The following is a 20430-nucleotide window of genomic DNA, read 5'->3' as shown; positions in this document are numbered from 1 at the left end:
CGGCCGGGTCAGGGGCTGACGGGTTCCCGGTCGTCCTTGACGTCCTCGGCGAGCTGTTCCAGGAACGGCTCCACCGCCGCGCGCCAGCCCTCGGGCTGGTCGTAGTGGACGAGGTGCCCGGCGTCCGCCACCTCCGCGTACTGCCCGCGCGGCAGGACCCTGACCATCTCCTGGGCCTCGGCCCTGCCCAGCTCGCCTTCGATGCCGCGCAGCACCAGCGTGGGGCAGCGCACCTGCGCCAGCTCCTCCCAGTGGGCGTCGTGGACCCAGGTGGCCCGGGAGGTGAGCATCTGCTGCCGGGAGAAGACGGGCCGCCAGCCGTCGGGGGTCTCGGTCATCACCTCGGCGAAGAACTCCCCGCGCGAGGGGTTGGGCCGCTCCACCCAGGGGTCGTCCTCGCCGAACCACTTCCGCACGTCGGCGAGCGTCGCGAAGGGCAGCGGCCAGGCGTCGAACCAGTCCTCCCACTCACGCTGGGAGGCTCCGCCCAGTGCGGAGGCCCGCATGTCGCAGATGATCAGCGCCTTGACGAGGTCAGGCCGCTTCGCGGCGAGCTGCCACGCGGTGAGGGCGCCCATGGAGTGTCCGATGAGGGTGACGGGCGCGAGGCCGAGCTGTTCGATCGCCGCCTCGGCGTCACCGACGTAGGCGTCACGGGTGTACGGCCCGTCGGCCGGCTTCTCGCTGCGGCCGTGGCCCCGTTGGTCGAGGCCGACCGGCCGGTGGCGTTCGGACAGCCAGCGGGCGGTGGAGGCCCAGTGCGCGGACCGTCCCATCAGCCCGTGCAGCAGTAAGATCCCGGGGGCCTGCCCGGCATCCGGCCGCCCTTTGGGCTGATCGGCGAACTCCCAGGCCGCGAGGCGTACGCCGTCGGACCCGGTCACATCAACGCGCCGCACCATAGGTCTGGCACCCCCTTCTGGTCCTCGATCACCGTGTGCTGCGTGCGCGCCAGACTATCGAACCTTCATTCGAAAACCGGCGTCGGGCTCGCAACATCCCACGTTTGAGTGACAGCGGTTCAGGATTGACGCCCGCAGCCCAGGGGAGACCTTCTCCGGGAAGCGGACCACTCGGGGACAAGGGGTCCGCGGGGACTGACCTCGAGAGCTCGGGGCTCCGGGTCAGCACTGGGGAGGACCGGCCCCGGCGCCTTCGGGCGCCGGGGCCGCCCCCTGTTCCGGAACGTGCGGGTCCGCCCACCTCGGGAGCGCCCGGGAACGGCAGGACGGGCCGGTCGGCCGCCGGGACGGCCCGGCGGGCCCGCGGGGTCGCCATCAGGGCGTCACACAGCCCGGAAGCCCCCTCACAGCGCACATTCCAGTGCGACGGGCGCATTTCCTGCTCCCTCCCCGACCGCGCGGCACGACGTGCCGGCGCCCTCAGGTCAATGCCTGGCCACAGCCTGGCACGCGTTTCGCCCGGGCGCTGCGATTCCGGGCGGAAAACAGAAAGCGGGCTTACCTGCCCAGAACTGCACGTGCATCCGCACCGGCGCATGCACATGCGCCCGGCGCACCGGGGTACGCATCGGCGCTGTTCCAGCGCCTGCGCGGGGCGGCCGAGCGCTCGGCGGGAGCCGCCGAGCCGCCCGGCGCCGAGGTCAGCGCTTCGCGACGAAGACGTGCGACGCGACGTCGGAGTCCAGCTCCGCCGCCTCGCCGCTGGACCCGACCAGCACGCCACCGGCCGACTCGGTCACACTGACCACCGAGCCGGGCTGCACGCCCGCCCGCCGCAGTGTGTACATCAGCTGGGCGTCGGTCTGGATGGGCTCACCGATCCGGCGCACCACCACGGTCTTGCCGTCCGCGCCCGGGTCCAGCTCGGCCAGGCTCACCATGCCCTCGTCCAGGAACGGATCGGCCTCCGCCTGCTCGCCCAGCTCCTCCAGGCCCGGGATGGGGTTGCCGTACGGAGACTCCGTCGGGTGCCGCAGGAGCTCCAGCACCCGCCGCTCCACGGCCTCGCTCATCACGTGCTCCCAGCGACACGCCTCGGCGTGGACCTGCTCCCACTCCAGGCCGATGACGTCGACGAGCAGACACTCGGCGAGCCGGTGCTTGCGCATCACCCGCGTCGCGAGGCGCCGCCCCTCGTCCGTGAGCTCCAGGTGCCGGTCCCCCGCCACCTGGACGAGCCCGTCCCGCTCCATGCGCGCCACCGTCTGGCTGACCGTCGGACCGCTCTGGTCCAGCCGTTCGGCGATCCGGGCGCGCATCGGGACCACGCCTTCCTCTTCGAGCTCGAGGATGGTGCGGAGATACATCTCCGTCGTATCGATCAGTCCGGACATACGTGCCCCTCGATGCTGTGACATGAAGTCGTCGTGCGATGGCCCTGCACCAATTCTGACGCATCACGCCGACAACCGTGCCCCGCCGTCGCATGCCTGTGCTGCCGGCCGGTTCCGGGGCCTATTGACAGCCCACTGGTCCAGACCGCAACGTGATCCGCGACACGGGCGCCGCACGGCCCCCACTTCCGCGGGAAAGGCCTCCTCGATGAGCGACAGCAAGCTCGCCGGTCAGTTCTTCGACGCAGCGATCGGCCTGCTGGAGCGGGTGCGCGACGAGGAGTCCGGCTCCGTCGCGGCAGCCGGTGCCGCGATCGCCGAGACCGTCGCGGCGGGCGGCCGGCTCTTCGCCTTCGGGGCGGGGCACTCCTCGCTCGCCGCCCAGGACGTCGTCTACCGGGCCGGCGGACTCGCTCTGATGAACCTGCTCGCCGTGCCCGGCACCGTCGGTGTCGACGTCATGCCGGCGACGCTCGGCTCCGCGCTGGAGCGGGTGGACGGCCTGGCGAGTGCCGTCCTCGACTCCAGCCCCGCCCGTGCGGGCGACCTCCTCGTGATCATCTCCCTGTCCGGACGCAACGCGCTGCCCGTGGAGATGGCGCAGAACGCGCGGGCGCTCGGCCTGACGGTCGTCGGGGTCACCTCGGTCGCGTACACGGAGGGCACCAAGTCCCGGCACGCCTCGGGCGGTTTTCTCCGGGACCACTGCGACATCGTGCTCGACAGCAAGATCTCCATCGGGGACGCGGAGCTGACGGCGGAGGGGGTCCCGGCGCCGTTCGCGCCCGCTTCGACGGTCGTCACCAGCGCGCTGATGCAGGCCATGATGGCCGCCGCGGCCGAGGAGCTCGTCGCGCGCGGCATCGAGCCGCCGCTGCTGCGCTCGGGCAACGTCGACGGCGGCCACGAGTGGAACGGCCGTGTGATGCGGGAGTACGGCGACCGCGTCTTCTACCGGCACTGAGGCCCCTCGGGCCACGGGGCACTCGGCTCCCGGACGACGCTCAGGGCTCCCGGATCGTCAGACCCCCGGGGCCGCTGTCAGCCGGGCCAGGTCGACGGCCGAGGCGACCCGGACCGCCACGCTCTCCGCGTACATCACGTCCGGCCGTTCGAACGCGCTGCGGTTCGCCGCGCGCAGGAACGTCACCACGCCCAGCGTCCGCCCCCGGCTCCGCAGCACCACGCACAGCGCGTGCACCGAATCGCCCGGCCACCGGTGCTCCGCAGCCCACGCCTCACCCGCGCCCGCCGGTGCGGCGGCACGCACGGAGCCCGTGCGCTCCACCGCCTGGAGGGCCGGGTGGCCGGGGCCGTAGCGCACCGGGATCGACCCGCCGGAGACCGGCAGGCACGGGCCAGGAGCGTCGGACGGCGTCGCGGCCGCCCGTACGAGCCGCTCCCCGGAAGCCAGGTCCACCAGCAGGTCCACCACCACGTGGTCGGCGAACCCCGCGAGCGCGTAGTCCAGCGACGTCGTCGCCGCCTCCATCGGGTCCTCGCACTCCGCGGCCTGGCGAGAGGCCCGGTGCAGCTGGTTGGAGCGGAAGCGCACCCGGTCCGCGTCCTGCTCCGCGAGCTTGGCCGCCGTGACGTCACGGAACAGCCAGCCGACCCCCAGCGGCACGGGCTCCTCCGCCAGCGGCGACGCCAGCCGCAGGAACCCGCTGCGCCAGCAGCGCCGCTTGTCGCCCTCGGCGGTCCGCAGCGTCACCCAGAGCTCGGCGGGCGCGGGCGGCGCGCCCTCGGCGAGGACGTGCTGCAGCGCGCCCTCCAGTTCCTCGACCCCCTGCACGATCAGCTCGCCCAGGGGGCGCCCCAGCAGCGTGGTGCGCCCGCCGCCGAGCGCGCGGGCCGCGTAGCCGTTGACCACGGTCGGCCGCAGGTCCACGTCGACGGCGACGACACCCCAGGAGGCCTCCTCGAACAGGGCCTCGCTGAGCGCGATGGACCGCTCCAGGTCGATCTGGGCGTGCACCTCGCTGAACGCGCAGTACACCCCGGCGGCCTTCCCGTCCTCGCCGCGGACCCCCGAGGACTGGGTCCGCACGAGGACGCGCCCGCCGTCCTTGCGCAGCAGCGCGAACTCGTGGACCTGGCGTCCGGGGGCGTCCATGACGGCGAGCAGCCGCTCCTGCACGTCGCCGGCGTCCGCGCTGCGCACGGCCCATCCGGCGAAGCCCCGCCGCCCCACGGCCTCGGCGGCGGTCCAGCCGAGGATCCGCTCGGCCTCACGGTTCCAGTGGGTGATGGTGCCGTGCGCGTCGAAAGCACAGAGCGCGGCGTCCATCCCGTCGAGCAACGCGGCCAGCAGCCGTGAGCCCGGAATCGCAGCCGCCGAGGGCTCCCGCTCCGGGTCCTCGTCGGGCCCGATCGCGTCGGTGGTCCCGGTGCTCCTGGAAGCACTCACTCCGTACCTCCCGCAGGGCGTGTTCCGCTTCGCGTTCCGCATTGCCGCACGTCAGACCATTGAACTCGAACGTGAGCCACCACACAGCCACTTCCCGGAAATCCGGCGTCCACCGGGGGTCCCGTTAATTCGCTTGTGTGGCCGTGGGGACGTTCCTAGGCTGTGGGCACACGCTGAAAGGAGGTGATCCGAAAAGTGCAGTCTTATCGGATTCGTGAGGTGGCTGCGGGCTGACAGCCCGTCGTCGCACACCGTGCACCTCGGCAGGCTGTCTGCCGAAACCCAAGCAGTCACCGACCCGCAGGCTCGCCGGTAAGTCCGGCCGGCTCCTCCGCAAGGAGGGACCAGAGCCTGCGGGTTTCTGCGTCTTCCAGCCGATGCGCGCCCCGGCCGGCGCAGTGCCCGCACCACCCGGGGCGCCCTGGACCCCACGCCGACCGACGGGTCACGGGCAGAGCCGCTCCACCCGCCAGTCGGCGGCCGGGTTGTCGCGGACGTAGCGCAACCGGTCGTGCAGGCGGTTCTCGCGGCCCTGCCAGAACTCGATCGCGTCCGGTACGACGCGGAAACCGCCCCACTGCGGGGGCGCCGGGACCTTCTCGCCCTCCGGGTAGCGGGCCGCGAGCTCCTCGTAGCGGTCGACCAGTTCCTGCCGGGAGCCGACGACGGCCGACTGGTCGCTCGCCCAGGCACCCAGCTGGGAGCCGTGCGGACGGGTGCGGAAGTACGCGACCGTCTCCTCGCGGCCCACGCGGGACGCGGTACCGGTGACGATGACCTGGCGGGCCAGGGGATGCCAGGGGAAGAGCAGCGAGACGTGCGGGTTCCCGGCCAGCTCGCGGCCCTTGCGGGAGCCGTAATTGGTGAAGAACACGAATCCGCGGTCGTCGTAGTGCTTCAGCAGCACCGTGCGCGAGGAGGGGCGGCCCTCGGCGTCGACCGTGGAGACCACCATCGCGTTGGGCTCGTGGAGTGCGCCTCCCCCCGCGACCTGGCGGAACCAGTGGGCGAACTGGTCCATGGGATCGGCGGCGAGATCCTTCTCGGTGAAGTCCTCGGAACGGTACTGCTCGCGCATCGCGGCCGGATCGGTGGTGCAATCGGATGACGGGACGCGAGAGGAGGCGGAAGCGGAGGACGGAGTGGCATCGGCTGTGGGCACGGGGCCATCCTGCCGCAGCGGGCCGGAATCCCCGCGGTGAGGTCCCGATCGCCGGTCCGCGAGCCGTGCGGGCTGTGCCGGACGTCACCCTTCCCCGCGTCGTGGTAACCCGCCAGTATCGTGCACAGGCCTTTGTGGCCGTCTCACAGCCGCCGAGTCGAGGGAGCCGCCCGATGTCCGACTTCGTACCCGGACTTGAAGGAGTCGTCGCGTTCGAGACGGAGATCGCCGAGCCCGACAAGGAAGGCGGCTCGCTCCGTTACCGCGGCGTCGACATCGAGGATCTCGTCGGCCATGTGTCGTTCGGAAACGTCTGGGGGCTGCTGGTGGACGGGGCGTTCAACCCCGGTCTGCCGCCCGCCGAGCCGTTCCCGATCCCGGTTCACTCTGGCGACATCCGTGTGGACGTGCAGTCCGCGCTCGCCATGCTCGCGCCCGTGTGGGGCCTGAAACCACTGCTGGACATCGACGAGGAGACCGCGCGCAACGACCTGGCGCGGGCGGCCGTGATGGCGCTGTCGTACGTCGCGCAGTCGGCTCGTGGCCAGGGCCTGCCGATGGTGCCGCAGAGCGAGATCGACAAGGCGGAGTCCGTCGTCGAGCGCTTCATGATCCGCTGGCGCGGTGAACCGGACCCGAAGCACGTCAAGGCGGTGGACGCCTACTGGACCTCGGCCGCCGAACACGGCATGAACGCCTCGACGTTCACCGCTCGTGTCATCGCGTCCACGGGTGCCGACGTCTCGGCCGCCCTCTCCGGCGCGGTCGGCGCGATGTCGGGGCCCCTGCACGGCGGGGCGCCCTCCCGGGTCCTCGGCATGATCGAGGAGATCGAGCGGACCGGCGACGCCTCGGCGTACGTCAAGCAGGCCCTGGACAAGGGCGAGCGCCTGATGGGATTCGGCCACCGCGTCTACCGCGCGGAGGACCCCCGCGCCCGCGTCCTGCGCCGTACGGCCCGTGAGCTCGCCGCACCGCGCTTCGAGGTGGCGGAGGCCCTGGAGAAGGCCGCCCTGGAGGAGCTCCACGCCCGGCGCCCCGACCGGGTCCTGGCGACGAACGTCGAGTTCTGGGCGGCGATCGTCCTGGACTTCGCGGAGGTCCCGGCGCACATGTTCACGTCCATGTTCAGCTGCGCCCGTACGGCGGGCTGGTCGGCGCACATCCTGGAGCAGAAGCGCACGGGCCGCCTGGTCCGCCCCTCGGCGACGTACGTCGGCCCGGGCACGCGCGATCCCCGCTCGATCCCCGGCTACGACCAACTGGCAGACCTGGGCAACTGACGGAACGGCGACCGGTCGCTGTGACGTCACGGACACCCGGACCGGGCGTACCGGGCCATCCGCTGTCCGTGACGTCACAGTGAGCCGTGGGACGCCTCAGCCCAGGGCCTCGTCCAGCAGGGCCGCCCACTGTGCGACGACCCTCTCCCGCCGCGCCCTGTCGTCGGTCAGCACGTTGGCCAGGCCCAGGCCGCGGGCCATGTCGAGGAGGCCCTGGACCGTCTCCCGGACCCCTGGCCGGGATTCGTCGGCGCCGAGGAGTCCGACGGCTATGCGGTGGGTCTCCCGGCCGACGCGCGCTTCGAGTTCGGTGACACGGGGACGGAGCTGCTCCTCGTTCGATGCGGCGACCCAGAGCTGGAGGGCGGCCCGGAAGAGCGGGCCCGTGTAGAGGTCGACCAGGGCCGCGATCACCTCCGCGCGGCCCTGCACGGGCAGGGCGCGCAGGGCGGCGGAGCGCTCCTCGGCGACGTATTCGACGGCGCCGGTGAACAGGTCCTCCCTGGTGGGGAAGTGGTGCTGGGCGGCGCCGCGTGAGACCCCGGCGTGTTCGGCGACGACGGAGACCGTGGAGCCTGCCCAGCCGTGTACGGCGAGGCAGGCCACCGCGGATTCCAGGAGCCGTTGCCGAGTGGCGCGGCTCCTGTCCTGCTTCGGGGACGTCACAGCGCCCATGAGGGCTCCCGTCGTTCGAGGAAGGCCGTCATCCCCTCCCGCGCGTCGTCGGAGGCGAAGAGCGCCGCTGAGCGGGCGATGAGGTCTTCTGCGTGCTGGTTGAAACTATCCAGCACAGTAGCCGTGACCAGCTCCTTCGACGCCGCCAGCCCCTGAGGGGAGGCCCTGCGCAGTCCGTCCAGGATCGGCACGAGCGCCTTGTCCGCCTCCTCGGCGGCGACGCTCACCAGGCCGATCCGCGCGGCCTCCGCCGCGTCGAAGCGTTCCCCCGTGAGGTAGTAGCGGGCGGCGGCGCGCGGGTCGAGACGCGGCAACAGGGGCATGGAGATGACGGCGGGGGCGAGGCCCAGGCGCGATTCGGTGAGGGCGAAGGAGGACCGGGGGCCCGCGACGGAGATGTCGCAGGCCGCCAGGAGCCCGAGCCCGCCGGCCCTGACGTGCCCGGTCACCTGGGCGACGACGGGCTTGGGCAGGGCGACGATCGCGCGCATCAGGGCGACGAAAGCCGCCGGTTCGGGTGGTGCGCCGAGGTCGGCACCGGCGCAGAAGGTGTTCCCGGTGTGGGTGAGGACGACGGCTCGTACGGTGTCGTCGTCCGCGCAGCCGGCCAGCGCCTCGGTCAGCTCTCCCACGAGCCGGGCGGAGAGCGCGTTGCGGTTGGCCGGGGAGTCAAGGGTGAGCGTGGTGATGCCCCGGTCGTTCGTCGGGGGTGCCAGGGTCATGGCCGCTTCTCCCGGCCCCGCAGCTCGCGTCGGAGGATCTTGCCGGACACCGCGCGGGGCACGGCCTCGATGAACTCGGCCTGTCTGACCTTCTTGTACGGGGAGACCCGGTCGGCGACGTAGGTGAGGACGTCGTCCTCCGTGAGGTCCTCCGCGCCGGGCCGGCGCACCAGGTAGGCCTTGGGCACCTCGTTGCCGTCGGCGTCGTACACCCCGATGACGGCGGCGTCGTCGATCGACGGGTGGGTCAGCAGCAGCGCCTCCAGGTCGGCGGGCGCGACCTGGTAGCCCTTGTACTTGATGAGCTCCTTGACCCGGTCGACGACGTACAGCCAGCCGTCCTCGTCGACCCGGCCCACGTCCCCCGTGTGCAGCCAGCCGTCCTCGTCGATCATGGCGGCGGTGGCCTCGGGCCGGCCGAGGTAACCCTTCATCACCTGCGGTCCGCGGATGAGGATCTCGCCGGGGGTGTCGGTGCCGACGTCGATACCGGGGTCGGTGAGCGAGACGATCCGCATCTGGGTGCCGGGCAGCAGCTTGCCGACCGTTCCGGGCGGCGGGTTCTCCGCGTCCAGGGGTACGACGTGGCAGCCGGGCGAGAGTTCCGTCATGCCGTAGCCCTGCCGCACCGCGGGCACGTCGAGCCGGTCGGAGCAGGCGGCGGCGAGTGCGGCGTCCAGGGGGGCGGCGGCGCTGAGGACGTACTCCAGCGAGGACAGGTCGTACTCGCCGACGAGCGGGTGCTTGGCGAGGGCCAGGACGATGGGCGGGGCGACGTACAGGCCCGCGATGCGCCGGTCCTGGATCGTTTCGAGGAACTGGGCGAGATCGAAGCGGGGCAGGACGACGACGGTGGCGCCGTAACGCAACGGCCCGTTCATGAGAGCGGTCAGCCCGTAGATGTGGAAGAAGGGCAGCACCGCCAGGATGCGGTCGCGCTCGCCCAGGGGGACGAAGGGGCGCAGCTGCTCCAGGTTGGTGGCGATGTTGCGGTGGGTGAGCATGACGCCCTTGGGAGTGCCGGTGGTCCCAGAGGAGTACGGGAGGACGGCGATGTCCTCGGCCGGGTCGAAGGTGATCTCGGGTTCGGGGGCGGTGGAGCCCAGCATGTCGAGTACGGAGGTGTGGCCCTCCGCCTGGTCGCAGACGTAGATCTCCTGGATGCCGCCCGCGAGTTCGGCGGCGCGGCGGGCGACGTCCAGGAGCGGGGAGACGGTGACGATCCAGCGGGCGGACGAGTCCTGGAGCTGTTTGGCGAACTCCTCGGGGGTGGCCAGGGGGTGGATGGTGGTGACGGTGGCTCCGGCACGGGTCGCCCCGTAGAAGACCGGCGGGTAGGCGACGGTGTTGGGGCTGTGCAGGGCGAGGACGTCGCCCTTGCGCAGGCCGGCCTCGGCGAGGTGGGCTGCGATGCGGCGGTGGAAGGTGTCGAGCTGGCTGTAGGTGACGGTCATCCCGTTGGTCCCGTCGATCAGGGCGGGGATGTCACCGAAGTCCGCGGCGTTCCCGAGGACGGCTTCGTGGATGGGTGTGTCGACGGCCGGGACATCTGCGTACTCGCTGTGGAACACCATGGCGGTCCCCTTCGACGCGGGTGAAGAGCCAGAATCGCCCCTGCGGGGGCGGATGGGGAGACCTGGGACGGGGCCGGGTACGTCAGTACGACTTCGGCAGGCCCAGGGTCTGGTGGGAGACGTAGTTCAGGATCATTTCCCGGCTCACGGGTGCGATGCGGGAGACGCGCGCGGCCGTCACGAGGGAGGCGAGGCCGTACTCGCGGGTGAGGCCGTTGCCGCCGAGGGTGTGGACGGCCTGGTCGACGGCCCTGACGCAGGCTTCGGCGGCGGCGTACTTCGCCATGTTGGCGGCCTCTCCCGCGCCGATGTCGTCGCCCTCGTCGTAGAGCCTGGCGGCCTTCTGCATCATCAGACGGGCGAGTTCGAGCTCGATGTGTGCCTGGGCGAGGGGGTGGGCGATGGCCTGGTGGGCGCCGATGGGGGCGCCCTTCCAGACGGTGCGGGTCTTCGCGTAGTCCACGGCTCGTTCCAGGGCGTAGCGGCCCATGCCGATGGAGAAGGCGGCACCCATGATGCGCTCGGGGTTCAGCCCCGCGAAGAGCTGGAGCAGGCCGGCGTCCTCGCTGTCCTCGCCGACGAGCGCCCCGGCGGGCAGCCGTACGTCGTCGAGGACCAGCTCGAACTGCTTCTCGGCCGCGTGCAGTTCCATGTCGATCCGGGTACGGGTGAAGCCGGGCGCGTCGCGGGGGACGATGAAGAGGCAGGGCTTGAGCCGGCCGGACTTCGCGTCCTCGGTGCGGCCGACGATCAGCGTGGCGTCGGAGATGTCGACGCCGGAGATGAAGACCTTGCGGCCGCTGAGGATCCAGCCTCCCTCGCCGTCGCGGCGGGCCGTGGTGGTGATGCGGTGCGAGTTGGAGCCCGCGTCGGGTTCGGTGATGCCGAACGACATGGTCAGGGAACCGTCGGAGAGCCCGGGGAGCCAGGCCCGCTTCTGCTCCTCGGTGCCGAAGCGGGCGATGACGGTGCCGCAGATCGCCGGGGAGACGACCAGCATGAGGAGAGGGCTGCCGGCCGCCCCGAGCTCCTCCAGGACGATGGAGAGCTCGGCCATGCCGCCGCCCCCGCCGCCGTACTCCTCGGGGAGGTTGACGCCGAGGTAGCCGAGCTTGCCCGCCTCGCTCCACAGTTCGCGCGGGTGCTCGCCCTTACGGGCCAGATCGGTGCTGTAGTCACGGCCGAAGCGCTTGCCGAGGGCGGCGACGGCGGCGCGCAGGGCCTGGTGCTCTTCTGTTTCGAGGACGGTGCTCAAGGGGTCGTCTCCTCCTGGTGCGCGGATGCGGGCGCGGGCGCCTGCGCGGATGCGTCCTGTACGACGGCGAGCAGTGCGCCGACCTCGACCTGGAGTCCGGGGGCGGCGTGGAGCGCGGTGAGGGTGCCGGTGGCGGGCGCGAGGATGCGGTGCTCCATCTTCATCGCCTCCAGCCAGATCAGCGGCTGCCCGGCCTCGACGGCCGCACCCGGCGCGAGTCCGTCGGCCAGACGGACGACGGTGCCCGGCATGGGAGCGAGCAGGGAGCCGGGTGCGGTGCGCTCGGCGGGGTCGGTGAAGCGGGGCAGAACGGTGAAGGCGTACGAGCCGGACGCGGTGTCCACGTACACCCGGTCGCCGTGCACGGCGACCGTGAAGTGCCGGGTCACACCGCCGGTTTCGAGGGTGACGGCGCCGGGCCCCACCGCGAGGGGCCGTTCCCCTGTTTCGGGGACGGGGGTGCCGTCCCGGCCCGTGCGGTAGGCGATCTCGTACGCCGTGCCGTCGGGTTCGGCGCGGTAGCACCTGACCTGCGGCTGCGAGGCGAGGTTGCGCCAGGCGCCGAAGCGGGCGGGGCCTGGGCCGCTGCCCGTCCCGGCGGCCGAGGCGAGTGCGGCGGCGGTGGCGGCGAGGCGGCGGGCCTCCTCGTCACCGGGGGCGGCGGTCGCGGTCAGGGCGGCCAGGTTCCGGTCGTAGAACCCGGTGTCGAGGCGGCCCGCGAGGAAGTCCGGGTGGCGCAGGGATCGTACGAGCAACTCCCGGTTGGTGACCGGTCCGTGGATGCGCGCGCGTTCGAGGGTGCGGGCGAGCAGGCGTACCGCCTCGGTGCGGGTGGGGGCGTGGGCGATGATCTTGGCGAGCATCGGGTCGTAGTGCACCCCGATCGTGTCGCCGCCCGTGTAGCCGGTGTCGAGGCGGAGGCCGGGCTCGTCCGGCACGTCGAGCGTGTGCAGCGCTCCGGTCTGCGGCTGCCAGTCGCGGGCCGGGTCCTCGGCGTACAGCCTGGCCTCGACGGCGTGCCCGCCGGGCCCGGGGGGCGGGACGGCGGGCAGCGGTTCGCCCTCCGCGACGCGCAGTTGCAGTGCGACGAGGTCGAGGCCGGACACGGCCTCCGTGACGGGGTGCTCGACCTGGAGCCGGGTGTTCATCTCCAGGAAGTACGGGCGGCCTTCGGCCGACACGAGGAACTCGACGGTCCCCGCGCCCCGGTAGCCCACCGCCTGGGCGGCGGTGACGGCCGCGTCGTGGAGCCGTGCGCGCAGCGAGTCGTCGAGGTCCGGCGCGGGGGCCTCCTCGATGACCTTCTGGTGGCGCCGCTGGAGCGAGCAGTCGCGGGTGCCGAGCGCCCACACCGTCCCCCGGCCGTCCGCCATGACCTGGACCTCGACGTGCCGGCCGCGCTCGACGTACGGCTCGGCGAAGACCTCGCCGTCACCGAAGGCGGAGGCGGCCTCGGCGGAGGCCGCCGTCAACTCAGCGGTCAGCGCGTCCAGTTCCCGTACGACCCGCATCCCGCGTCCGCCACCGCCCGCCGCCGCCTTCAGCAGCAGGGGGAGGTCCCCGGCGGTGGCGGCACCGGGGTCCACGGGGGCGAGGAGCGGCACGTCGGCGGCGGCCATCAGTTCCTTGGCCCGGGTCTTGGACGCCATCAGCTCGATGGCCTTCGGCGGGGGGCCGACCCAGACGAGCCCGGCGTCCTGCACGGCCCGGGCGAAACCGGCGTTCTCCGAGAGGAAGCCGTAGCCGGGGTGCACGGCGTCGGCTCCCGCGGCGAGCGCCGCCGCGACGACGAGGTCGCCGCGCAGATACGTGTCCGCCGCCGCGGTGCCGGGCAGCCGGACGGCGGTGTCGGCCTCCCTCACGTGCAGGGCACCTGCGTCGGCGTCCGAGTACACGGCGACGGTGGCGACGCCCAGCTCCCGGCAGGTGCGGAAGATCCGGCAGGCGATCTCGCCCCGGTTGGCGACAAGCAGTGCGGTGATCATCCGATGCCTCACATCCGGAAGACGCCGAAGCCGCGCGCGCCTTCGACCGGTGCCGTATGGATCGCTGACAGGCACATCCCGAGGACGGTCCTGGTGTCGCGCGGGTCGATGACCCCGTCGTCGTACAGCCGCCCGGAGAGGAACATCGGCAGCGACTCGGACTCGATCTGCTGCTCCACCATCGCCCGCAGCCCCGCGTCGGCCTCGTCGTCGTAGGGCAGCCCCTTCGCGGCGGAGGAGGCGCGGGCCACGATCGACAGGACGCCCGCGAGCTGCTGGGGTCCCATGACGGCCGACTTGCTGCTGGGCCAGGCGAAGAGGAAGCGCGGGTCGTAGGCCCGGCCGCACATGCCGTAGTGGCCGGCGCCGTAGGAGGCGCCCATCAGCAGGGACAGGTGCGGGACCCTGGAGTTCGACACCGCGTTGATCATCATCGCGCCGTGCTTGATGATGCCGCCCTGTTCGTACTCCTTGCCGACCATGTAGCCGGTGGTGTTGTGCAGGAAGAGGAGCGGGATGTCGCGCTGGTTGGCGAGCTGGATGAACTGCGCGGCCTTCTGCGACTCCTCGCTGAACAGCACGCCCTGGGCGTTGGCGAGGATGCCGACGGGATAGCCGTGCAGGCGCGCCCATCCGGTGACCAGGCTCGTCCCGTAGAGCGGCTTGAAGGCGTCGAAGTCCGAGCCGTCGACCAGCCGGGCGATGACCTCGCGCGGATCGAAGGGAACCTTCAGATCGCCGGGCACGATCCCGATCAGCTCGTCCTCGTCGTACTTCGGCGGCTCGGCGGGCCCCGGATCGGGGTACGCCTTGCGCCAGTTGAGGCGGGCGACGATCCGGCGGGCCTGGCGCAGCGCGTCGTGCTCGTCGACGGCGAAGTGGTCGGCGAGACCGGACGCGCGGGCGTGCATCTCGGCGCCGCCGAGCGACTCGTCGTCGCTCTCCTCGCCGGTTGCCATCTTCACCAGGGGCGGGCCGCCGAGGAAGACCTTGGACTGTTCCTTGATCATCACCGTGTGGTCGGACATCCCGGGGACGTACGCCCCGCCCGCCGTGGAGTTCCCGAACACGACGGCCACCGTGGGGATCCCGGCGGCCGAGAGCCGGGTGAGGTCGCGGAAGAGCGCCCCGCCGGGGATGAAGATCTCCTTCTGCGAGGGCAGGTCCGCGCCGCCGGACTCCACGAGCGAGACGCACGGCAGCCGGTTGGCGAAGGCGATCTCGTTGGCGCGCAGCGCCTTCTTCAGGGTCCAGGGGTTGGAGGCGCCGCCGCGTACGGTCGGGTCGTTGGCGGTGATCAGGCACTCCACGCCGGAGACGATCCCGATGCCGGTGACGAGCGAGGCGCCGGTCGCGTAGTCGCTGCCCCAGGCGGCCAGCGGGGACAGCTCCAGGAACGGCGTGTCCGGGTCGACCAGCAGCTCGATCCGCTCCCGGGCGAGCAGCTTGCCACGCTTGCGGTGGCGGGCCACGTACTTCTCGCCGCCGCCCGCGAGGGCCTTTGCGTGCTCGGTCTCCAGCTCGGCGAGCTTCGCGAGCATGGCCTCGCGGTGGGCGGCGTAGTCGGGCCCCGCGGTGTCGAGTGCGGTGGGCAGGACGCTCATGCGGTCGCCTCCGGTTCGGGGAGCAGCTGTACGGGGACGGGCAGGTGCCGGGACCGCAGCCACTCCCCCACCGCCTTGGCCTGCGGATCGAAGCGGGCCTGCGCGGCGACGCCCTCGCCGAGGAGGCCGTGGACGACGAAGTTGAGTGCCCGCAGCCTGGGCAGAACATGGCGTACGACGGTGAGTCCCGCGGTCTCCGGCAGCAGTTCCCGGAAGCGGTCGACGGTCAGCTCGTGGGCCAGCCACCGCCAGGCGTCGTCGGTGCGGACCCACACGCCGACGTTGGCGTCGCCGCCCTTGTCGCCGCTGCGGGCGCCCGCGACCAGCCCGAGGGGGGCGGTGCGGACCGGCCCGGCGGGCAGCGGCTCCGGCAGGGCCGGTTCGGGCACCTCGTGGAGCTCTAGGTACGGACCGGCGGCGGGGACCGCCTCGCGCGACCCGTCCGGCAGGACGGCGACGTGCTCGACCTCGTCCGCCGGTACGTACGCGGCCTCGAACACCCCGTAGGGCGCGCCCTTTCCGGGAGGTGCGGTCACATGGAAGCCCGGGTAGCTGCCGAGCGCCAGCTCGACGGCCGCCCCGGAGACCGCCCGGCCGACCGCCTCCGCGTCGGGGTCGCGCACGACGAGCCGGAGCAGGGCGCTCGCGGTCTCCTCGCTCGGGGCGTCGGCCCGGTCGGTGCGGGCGAGTTCCCACCGCACCTCGGCGGGTTTCGTACCGGCCCGGTCGAGGGCGTCGGCGAACTGGTCCCGTACGAGCCGCGCCTTGGCCTCGATGTCGAGCCCGGTCAGAACGAAGACGACCTCGTTGCGCCACCCGCCGAGCCGGTTCAGCCCGACCTTGAGCGTGGGCGGCGGGGCCTCCCCGCGTACGCCGCTGATCCTCACCCGGTCGGGGCCCTCACGCTCCAGCGTCACGGTGTCGAGCCGGGCGGTGACGTCGGGTCCGGCGTAGCGGGCGCCGCCCGTCTCGTACAGCAGTTGGGCGGTGACGGTGCCGAGGTCGACGACCCCGCCCGTGCCCTCGTGTTTGGTGATGACGCTGCTGCCGTCCTCGTGGATCTCGGCGAGCGGGAAACCGGGGCGGCGGACGTCGTGCTCGCCGAAGAAGGCGTAGTTCCCGCCGGTGGCCTGTGTCCCGCACTCCAGGACGTGCCCGGCGACCACGGCCCCGGCGAGCGCGTCGTGGGCGTCCGGCGCCCAGCCGAAGTGGGCTGCGGCGGGCCCGGTGACGAGCGCCGCGTCCGTGACCCGGCCGGTCACGACGATGTCGGCCCCGGCGCGCAGGCAGGCGGCGATGCCGGCGCCGCCGAGGTAGGCGTTGGCGGTGAGGCAGCCGTCCGGCACGGGCCGCGCGTCGCCCTCGACGTGCGCGACACGCACGGGGACACCGGTCCGGTCGGCCAGTTCCCGCACGGCGTCGGCGAGCCCGGCGGGGTTCAGCCCTCCGGCGTTGGTGACGATCTTCACCCCGCGCTCGTGGGCGAGCCCGAGGCTCTCCTCCAGCTGGCGCAGGAAGGTCGAGGCGTAGCCGCGCTTCGGGTCCTCGATGCGGCTCCGGCCCAGGATCAGCATGGTGAGTTCGGCGAGGTAGTCGCCGGTCAGGACGTCGAGCGGGCCGCCGGTGAGCATGTCGCGCACGGCGTCGAAGCGGTCGCCGTAGAAGCCGGAGGCGTTGCCGATGCGCAGGGGCCGGGTCATCGGCCCGCCCTGGGCGGGCGTCCGGGTCCGGCGGGTCCGGCGAAGGCCTGCGCGATGTCCAGCCACTGCCCGGCGTCCGCGCCCACCGCCTCGACGGCCAGGTCGTCGCGGTGGGCGCGCTGGGTGACGAGCAGGCAGAAGTCGAGGAGCGGCCCGGTGACCCGCTGGGCGGCGCCCTCCGGTCCGTAGGCGAACAGCTCACCGTCCTCGGCCACCAGTTCCACCCGGAACTGCTCGGCCGGCGGTTGCAGACCGCGTACGAAGTAGGCGTAGTCCCGGGCCCGTACGCCGATCCTGGCGACGTGCCGCAGACGGGCGGTCGGCTTCCGGGTCACGCCCAGCGCGTCGGCGACGTCCTGGCCGTGCGCCCAGGTCTCCATGAGCCGCGCGGATGCCATCGACGCGACGCTCATGGGCGGCCCGTACCAGGGGAGTCTGGCCCCCGCGGGTGCGGCGCGGAGTGCCGCCTGGAGCCGGGCCCGGCCCTCACGCCACTCAACGAGCAGGGTTTCGGGCGGCAGGGCGGCCACCGTCTCCCCGGCCGCCTCGTCGACGAAGGTGGCGGGGGCGGCCAGTGCCCGTTCGACCTCGACGGCGAAGGCGTCGGGCTCGGTCGCGGAGACCAGGGCGACCTCGTCCGTCCAGTGGAGGTGGGCGATCTGGTGGGCGACGGTCCACCCCTCGGCGGGTGTGGGCACGGTCCACTCGGGGGCGTTCAACCCCGCTACCAGCAGGTCGAGTTCGTCGCCCTCCAGACGAAGATCGTCGAGCACGGCGGCGGTCACGGCCGAAGCGTCGGACACGGTGCGCTCCCCTCGGGGCGTGGCGGTGTGCCCCGGAGCATGCCAGCGGCCCATAAAACAAGCAAGCATGCTTGCATGATTTATTCGCATCAGGAAGCGGCCACCGATGAGCACGAGCAGGGCGGTGCGCCCCTCGCCCCGCACCCACTGCGCCCGTTCTTCACCCTGCGGGTCGACCCCCCACTTGATCTCCAGCGCCTCACTGTGGCGCGGGTCGGCCGCTCGCTGAAATGGCCGAGCAGCCACCCATGATCCACCGCGGCATCGTTCGCCGCGTGCCCCACGTGCGCGCCGTCGCCACTCATGACCCGGAACGTAACAGCCGAGCCGTTTACCACCCTGCCCGTGAGCAAACGGAACTCATCAGGCGGGGCATCGCCATGATCCTCGACGAGGCGGAACGCCCCAAGCGCCGACGTGAGCTCCCGGTCTTCGACAGCGGGCGCCCGCTCACTCCCGAGGCCATGGATGACGCGGTGTACGCGCACATCAAGGATCGAGCTGCCCGCCGTTGATCATCGTCGCCGACACCTCCGCCCTCTACGCGGCCTTCGACTCCGCACAGCCGGAACACCCCGGCGCCGCGAAGATCCTGGCCGACGAAAGGCTGGCCATCTCCCCGCTGGTCGTCACGGAACTGGACCATCTCGTGCACCGGGATCTCGGGTTTCCGGCCGCCATGCAGGTGATGGAGGCGCTCAACTCGCGTATGGCGGACGGCCAGTACAGGCTCGCCGACCTGAAACCCGCGGACTTGGGTGCGGCGCACGAGGTGCGCCGCACCTACGAAGGACTCCGGCTGGACCTGGCGGACGCGGTCGGTGTCGTCCTTGCCGACCGGTACCGGACGGACCGCATTTTCACTCTCGACCAGCGGGATCTCAGGGCCATCACACCACTGACGCCCGGTTTCGCCGCATTCCGCATCCTGCCCGTGGACTGCTGAGCGGCCGGCCGGCTTCACTCCGCGCGGTCGCCCTCCGCCTGCGAGGGTTCGGTCCGGGGGACGTCGGGATGGACCTCGGAGGCGCTGCCGCGTGCGGTCGGCTCGTCGCGTTCACCCTCGGCCTGCGACGGCGTGTGCGAGTACAGCCCTGCGTACTCATCGGTTTCCTTGGCGGATCCCATGCGCGGGCCTCCTTCCTCGGCTCCCTTCCATCGTCTCTCGCGCGCCCGGTCCCGGCACGGTGACGACGCCGCGCGAACCGTCCGGCCGCGCATCGCGCCCGGCCCGCGCCCGCTTACTGACCCTTCGACGCCGCCTCCGCCATCTTCGCCGTGGTGCTGGCACCGTCCAGCGCCTCGCGGACGATGTCGGCATGACCGCTGTGGTGGGCGATCTCGCGGAAGACGTGCCACAGCACGCGCCGGACGGTCCAGACGACCGGCTCCGGGGGCGACCAGGGGTACGACGGCAGCGTGACCTCGCGGTCGAGGTCGGCCTCCTCGCGCACCGTACGGTCGAAGGCGGCCGCCGCCGCGTGGAAGGCCTCCAGCAGCCCGGCCACCGTCTCGGCCTCGGTCATCCGGTTGCCGTCGGGGTCGAGGTCCGCCCAGTCGATCTTGGCGGGGGCCGTGCCCTGGACGACGTCGAGCCAGCTGCGCTGCACACTTCCGAGGTGCTTCAGGAGGCCGCCGAGAGTCAGCTCACTGACCGTCGTCCGGGCGCGGGCTCCGGCGTCGTCGAGCTCCGCGACGGTGTAGAGAAAGTTGGTGCGCTGATCGGTCACGAGCGCCAGGAGATCGTCGCGTTCGGGCATGTGTTCCTCCAGGTCGGCCTTCGCGACCACCCTAGGATCGGACGCCTGCCCGCGCAGCCGGAACGGACCGGTCCCCTTGGCGGAGCGGACTCACCGCTTGCCGAGGCCTCGCGCCTGACTGCGCACCGCGCCCATGCTCGCCCCGATGACCAGGGCGATGGCCAGGGCGTCCGTCGTGGAGAGGGCCTGGTCGAGGATGAGGAAGCCCGCCGTGGCCGCGATGGCCGGTTCGAGGCTCATCAGGATCGCGAAGGTGGGGGCGGGCAGCCTGCGCAGGGCCATGAGTTCGAGGGTGTACGGAAGGACCGAGCTCAGCAGCGCCACGGCCACGCCGAGTCCCAGGATGGAGGGGACCAGGAGCTTCGAGCCCGCCTCCATGATGCCGAGGGGCAGCGACAGGACCGCCGCGACGACCATGGCCAGGGCCAGGCCGTCGGCCTGCGGGAAGCGGCGGCCCGTGCGGGCGCTGAAGACGATGTACGCCGCCCACATCGCGCCCGCGCCCAGGGCGTACGCCGCCCCGGCCGGATCCAGGCGGTCGAAGCCCCCGCCGCTGAGGAGGACGACACCGCCGAGCGCCAGAGCCGCCCAGACGAGGTTGACCAGCCGCCGGGAGGCCACGACCGACAGGACCAGGGGGCCGAGGACCTCCAGGGTCACCGCCGCGCCCAGCGGGATGCGTTCGGCGGCCTGGTAGAAGAGCGTGTTCATCCCGCCCATCGCGATACCGAAGGCCACCACGGTGCCCCAGTCGGCGCGCGAGTACCCGCGCAGCTTCGGCCGGCAGACGACCAGCAGCACGAGGGCGGCGGCGGCGAGACGCAGCGTGACGACACCGAGCGCTCCCGCCCTCGGCATCAGCAGCACCGCGACCGCCGCCCCGAACTGGACGGAGAGCCCGCCCGCCACCACCAGCACCACCGGGCCGAGCGCGGCCCTGCGGGCGCCGGGGCTGCGTGGCCCGTCCTGCGCGGAGCCGGCGGCGAGGCCGGTCCCGGAGCCGAGCGCGGACACCGCCTCGGGTACGGCGACGGCTGCGGCCGGCTCTGCGGCACCGCGCGGGTCGTTCACCAGGAACCTCTCATCCAGTCCGGTCGGGCAGTACAAGATAATGCACTGATGCATCCACGATACGGCACCGTACGCGAGCCGCTCACCTCCTCACGGTAGACACCCGCGCGCCCCCGGTGAAATACCGTTT

20 protein-coding genes are annotated in these 20430 nt (G+C 72.5%); 5 read left to right on the top strand and 15 right to left on the bottom strand.

Annotated features, from left to right (window positions below):
- Nucleotides 1-8: 8 nt before the first annotated feature.
- Together ABZY45_RS07295 and ABZY45_RS07290 are read right to left on the bottom strand one after the other, a co-directional pair.
- Nucleotides 9-902 carry an alpha/beta hydrolase gene (locus ABZY45_RS07295; RefSeq protein WP_356737089.1) on the bottom strand — a complete coding sequence of 298 codons (894 nt, stop codon included), beginning with the start codon at nt 900-902 and terminating at the stop codon, nt 9-11.
- Between the two features lie 701 nt (nt 903-1603).
- Entirely contained in the window at nt 1604-2296 is a 693-nt protein-coding gene (locus tag ABZY45_RS07290) for a metal-dependent transcriptional regulator (RefSeq protein ID WP_356737087.1), read from the bottom strand.
- A 208-nt stretch (nt 2297-2504) separates the two neighbouring features.
- Between ABZY45_RS07290 and ABZY45_RS07285 the strand changes: the two genes are divergently transcribed.
- Complete coding sequence (locus tag ABZY45_RS07285) at nt 2505-3260, top strand: SIS domain-containing protein (RefSeq protein WP_356737085.1); 756 nt, start codon at nt 2505-2507, stop codon at nt 3258-3260.
- A gap of 57 nt (nt 3261-3317) precedes the next feature.
- Here ABZY45_RS07285 and ABZY45_RS07280 read toward each other — a convergent pair whose 3' ends face one another.
- Nucleotides 3318-4706 carry a PAS domain-containing protein gene (locus tag ABZY45_RS07280; protein WP_356737083.1) on the bottom strand — a complete coding sequence of 463 codons (1389 nt, stop codon included), beginning with the start codon at nt 4704-4706 and terminating at the stop codon, nt 3318-3320.
- A gap of 445 nt (nt 4707-5151) precedes the next feature.
- The gene (gene pdxH, locus ABZY45_RS07275; RefSeq protein ID WP_356738705.1) at nt 5152-5784 is read right to left on the bottom strand and encodes a pyridoxamine 5'-phosphate oxidase; all 633 of its coding nucleotides are present in this window, start codon (nt 5782-5784) and stop codon (nt 5152-5154) included.
- Nucleotides 5785-6041: 257 nt separating this feature from the next.
- On the opposite strand from pdxH, the gene ABZY45_RS07270 reads away from it, so the two are divergent.
- A complete protein-coding gene (locus ABZY45_RS07270; RefSeq protein WP_356737081.1) occupies nt 6042-7151 on the top strand; it encodes a citrate synthase 2 in 1110 nt (369 codons plus the stop codon).
- Nucleotides 7152-7247: 96 nt separating this feature from the next.
- Here ABZY45_RS07270 and ABZY45_RS07265 read toward each other — a convergent pair whose 3' ends face one another.
- The 8 genes from ABZY45_RS07265 to ABZY45_RS07230 form a co-directional block, all read right to left on the bottom strand.
- Nucleotides 7248-7826 carry a TetR/AcrR family transcriptional regulator gene (locus tag ABZY45_RS07265; protein ID WP_356737078.1) on the bottom strand — a complete coding sequence of 193 codons (579 nt, stop codon included), beginning with the start codon at nt 7824-7826 and terminating at the stop codon, nt 7248-7250.
- Nucleotides 7814-8548 (bottom strand): enoyl-CoA hydratase family protein, encoded by a 735-nt coding sequence (locus tag ABZY45_RS07260; RefSeq protein WP_356737076.1) that lies wholly within the window; start codon nt 8546-8548, stop codon nt 7814-7816. Before ABZY45_RS07260 ends, ABZY45_RS07265 begins: the two co-directional genes overlap by 13 nt.
- Nucleotides 8545-10122, bottom strand: a complete 1578-nt coding sequence (locus ABZY45_RS07255; RefSeq protein ID WP_356737074.1) for a 4-coumarate--CoA ligase family protein — start codon at nt 10120-10122, stop codon at nt 8545-8547. Before ABZY45_RS07255 ends, ABZY45_RS07260 begins: the two co-directional genes overlap by 4 nt.
- A gap of 82 nt (nt 10123-10204) precedes the next feature.
- Complete coding sequence (locus tag ABZY45_RS07250) at nt 10205-11377, bottom strand: acyl-CoA dehydrogenase family protein (protein WP_356737072.1); 1173 nt, start codon at nt 11375-11377, stop codon at nt 10205-10207.
- Complete coding sequence (locus ABZY45_RS07245) at nt 11374-13362, bottom strand: biotin carboxylase N-terminal domain-containing protein (protein WP_356737070.1); 1989 nt, start codon at nt 13360-13362, stop codon at nt 11374-11376. Before ABZY45_RS07245 ends, ABZY45_RS07250 begins: the two co-directional genes overlap by 4 nt.
- Before the next feature lie 8 nt (nt 13363-13370).
- A complete protein-coding gene (locus ABZY45_RS07240) occupies nt 13371-14966 on the bottom strand; it encodes a carboxyl transferase domain-containing protein (protein ID WP_356737068.1) in 1596 nt (531 codons plus the stop codon).
- Nucleotides 14963-16666: an acyclic terpene utilization AtuA family protein gene (locus ABZY45_RS07235; RefSeq protein WP_356737066.1), complete on the bottom strand. Its 1704-nt coding sequence runs from the start codon at nt 16664-16666 to the stop codon at nt 14963-14965. The genes ABZY45_RS07240 and ABZY45_RS07235 overlap by 4 nt, the downstream gene beginning before the upstream one ends.
- The gene (locus tag ABZY45_RS07230; protein ID WP_356737064.1) at nt 16663-17469 is read right to left on the bottom strand and encodes a TIGR03084 family metal-binding protein; all 807 of its coding nucleotides are present in this window, start codon (nt 17467-17469) and stop codon (nt 16663-16665) included. The genes ABZY45_RS07235 and ABZY45_RS07230 overlap by 4 nt, the downstream gene beginning before the upstream one ends.
- Nucleotides 17470-17544: 75 nt before the next feature.
- On the opposite strand from ABZY45_RS07230, the gene ABZY45_RS07225 reads away from it, so the two are divergent.
- The 3 genes from ABZY45_RS07225 to ABZY45_RS07215 are packed head-to-tail and all read left to right on the top strand — an operon-like array spanning nt 17545 to nt 18415.
- Nucleotides 17545-17721, top strand: coding sequence for a hypothetical protein (locus tag ABZY45_RS07225; protein ID WP_356737062.1), 177 nt, complete (start codon nt 17545-17547; stop codon nt 17719-17721).
- 23 nt (nt 17722-17744) lie between these two features.
- The gene (locus ABZY45_RS07220) at nt 17745-17984 is read left to right on the top strand and encodes a hypothetical protein (RefSeq protein ID WP_356737060.1); all 240 of its coding nucleotides are present in this window, start codon (nt 17745-17747) and stop codon (nt 17982-17984) included.
- Nucleotides 17981-18415 (top strand): PIN domain-containing protein, encoded by a 435-nt coding sequence (locus tag ABZY45_RS07215; RefSeq protein WP_356737058.1) that lies wholly within the window; start codon nt 17981-17983, stop codon nt 18413-18415. The genes ABZY45_RS07220 and ABZY45_RS07215 overlap by 4 nt, the downstream gene beginning before the upstream one ends.
- Before the next feature lie 14 nt (nt 18416-18429).
- On the opposite strand, the gene ABZY45_RS07210 is transcribed toward ABZY45_RS07215, so the two are convergent.
- The 3 genes from ABZY45_RS07210 to ABZY45_RS07200 all read right to left on the bottom strand — a co-directional run bounded on the left by ABZY45_RS07210 (nt 18430) and on the right by ABZY45_RS07200 (nt 20300).
- A complete protein-coding gene (locus ABZY45_RS07210) occupies nt 18430-18597 on the bottom strand; it encodes a hypothetical protein (RefSeq protein WP_356737056.1) in 168 nt (55 codons plus the stop codon).
- Nucleotides 18598-18710: 113 nt separating this feature from the next.
- Nucleotides 18711-19229 carry a DinB family protein gene (locus ABZY45_RS07205; protein ID WP_356737054.1) on the bottom strand — a complete coding sequence of 173 codons (519 nt, stop codon included), beginning with the start codon at nt 19227-19229 and terminating at the stop codon, nt 18711-18713.
- A gap of 90 nt (nt 19230-19319) precedes the next feature.
- Nucleotides 19320-20300 (bottom strand): EamA family transporter, encoded by a 981-nt coding sequence (locus ABZY45_RS07200; RefSeq protein ID WP_356737051.1) that lies wholly within the window; start codon nt 20298-20300, stop codon nt 19320-19322.
- Between the last annotated feature and the right edge of the window lie 130 nt (nt 20301-20430).

It is taken from the genome of Streptomyces sp. NPDC006516 (assembly GCF_040611875.1).
GTDB lineage: Bacteria > Actinomycetota > Actinomycetes > Streptomycetales > Streptomycetaceae > Streptomyces.
Note: the sequence above shows the minus strand (reverse complement) of the source record. Positions and strands in the feature narration are given on the sequence as shown.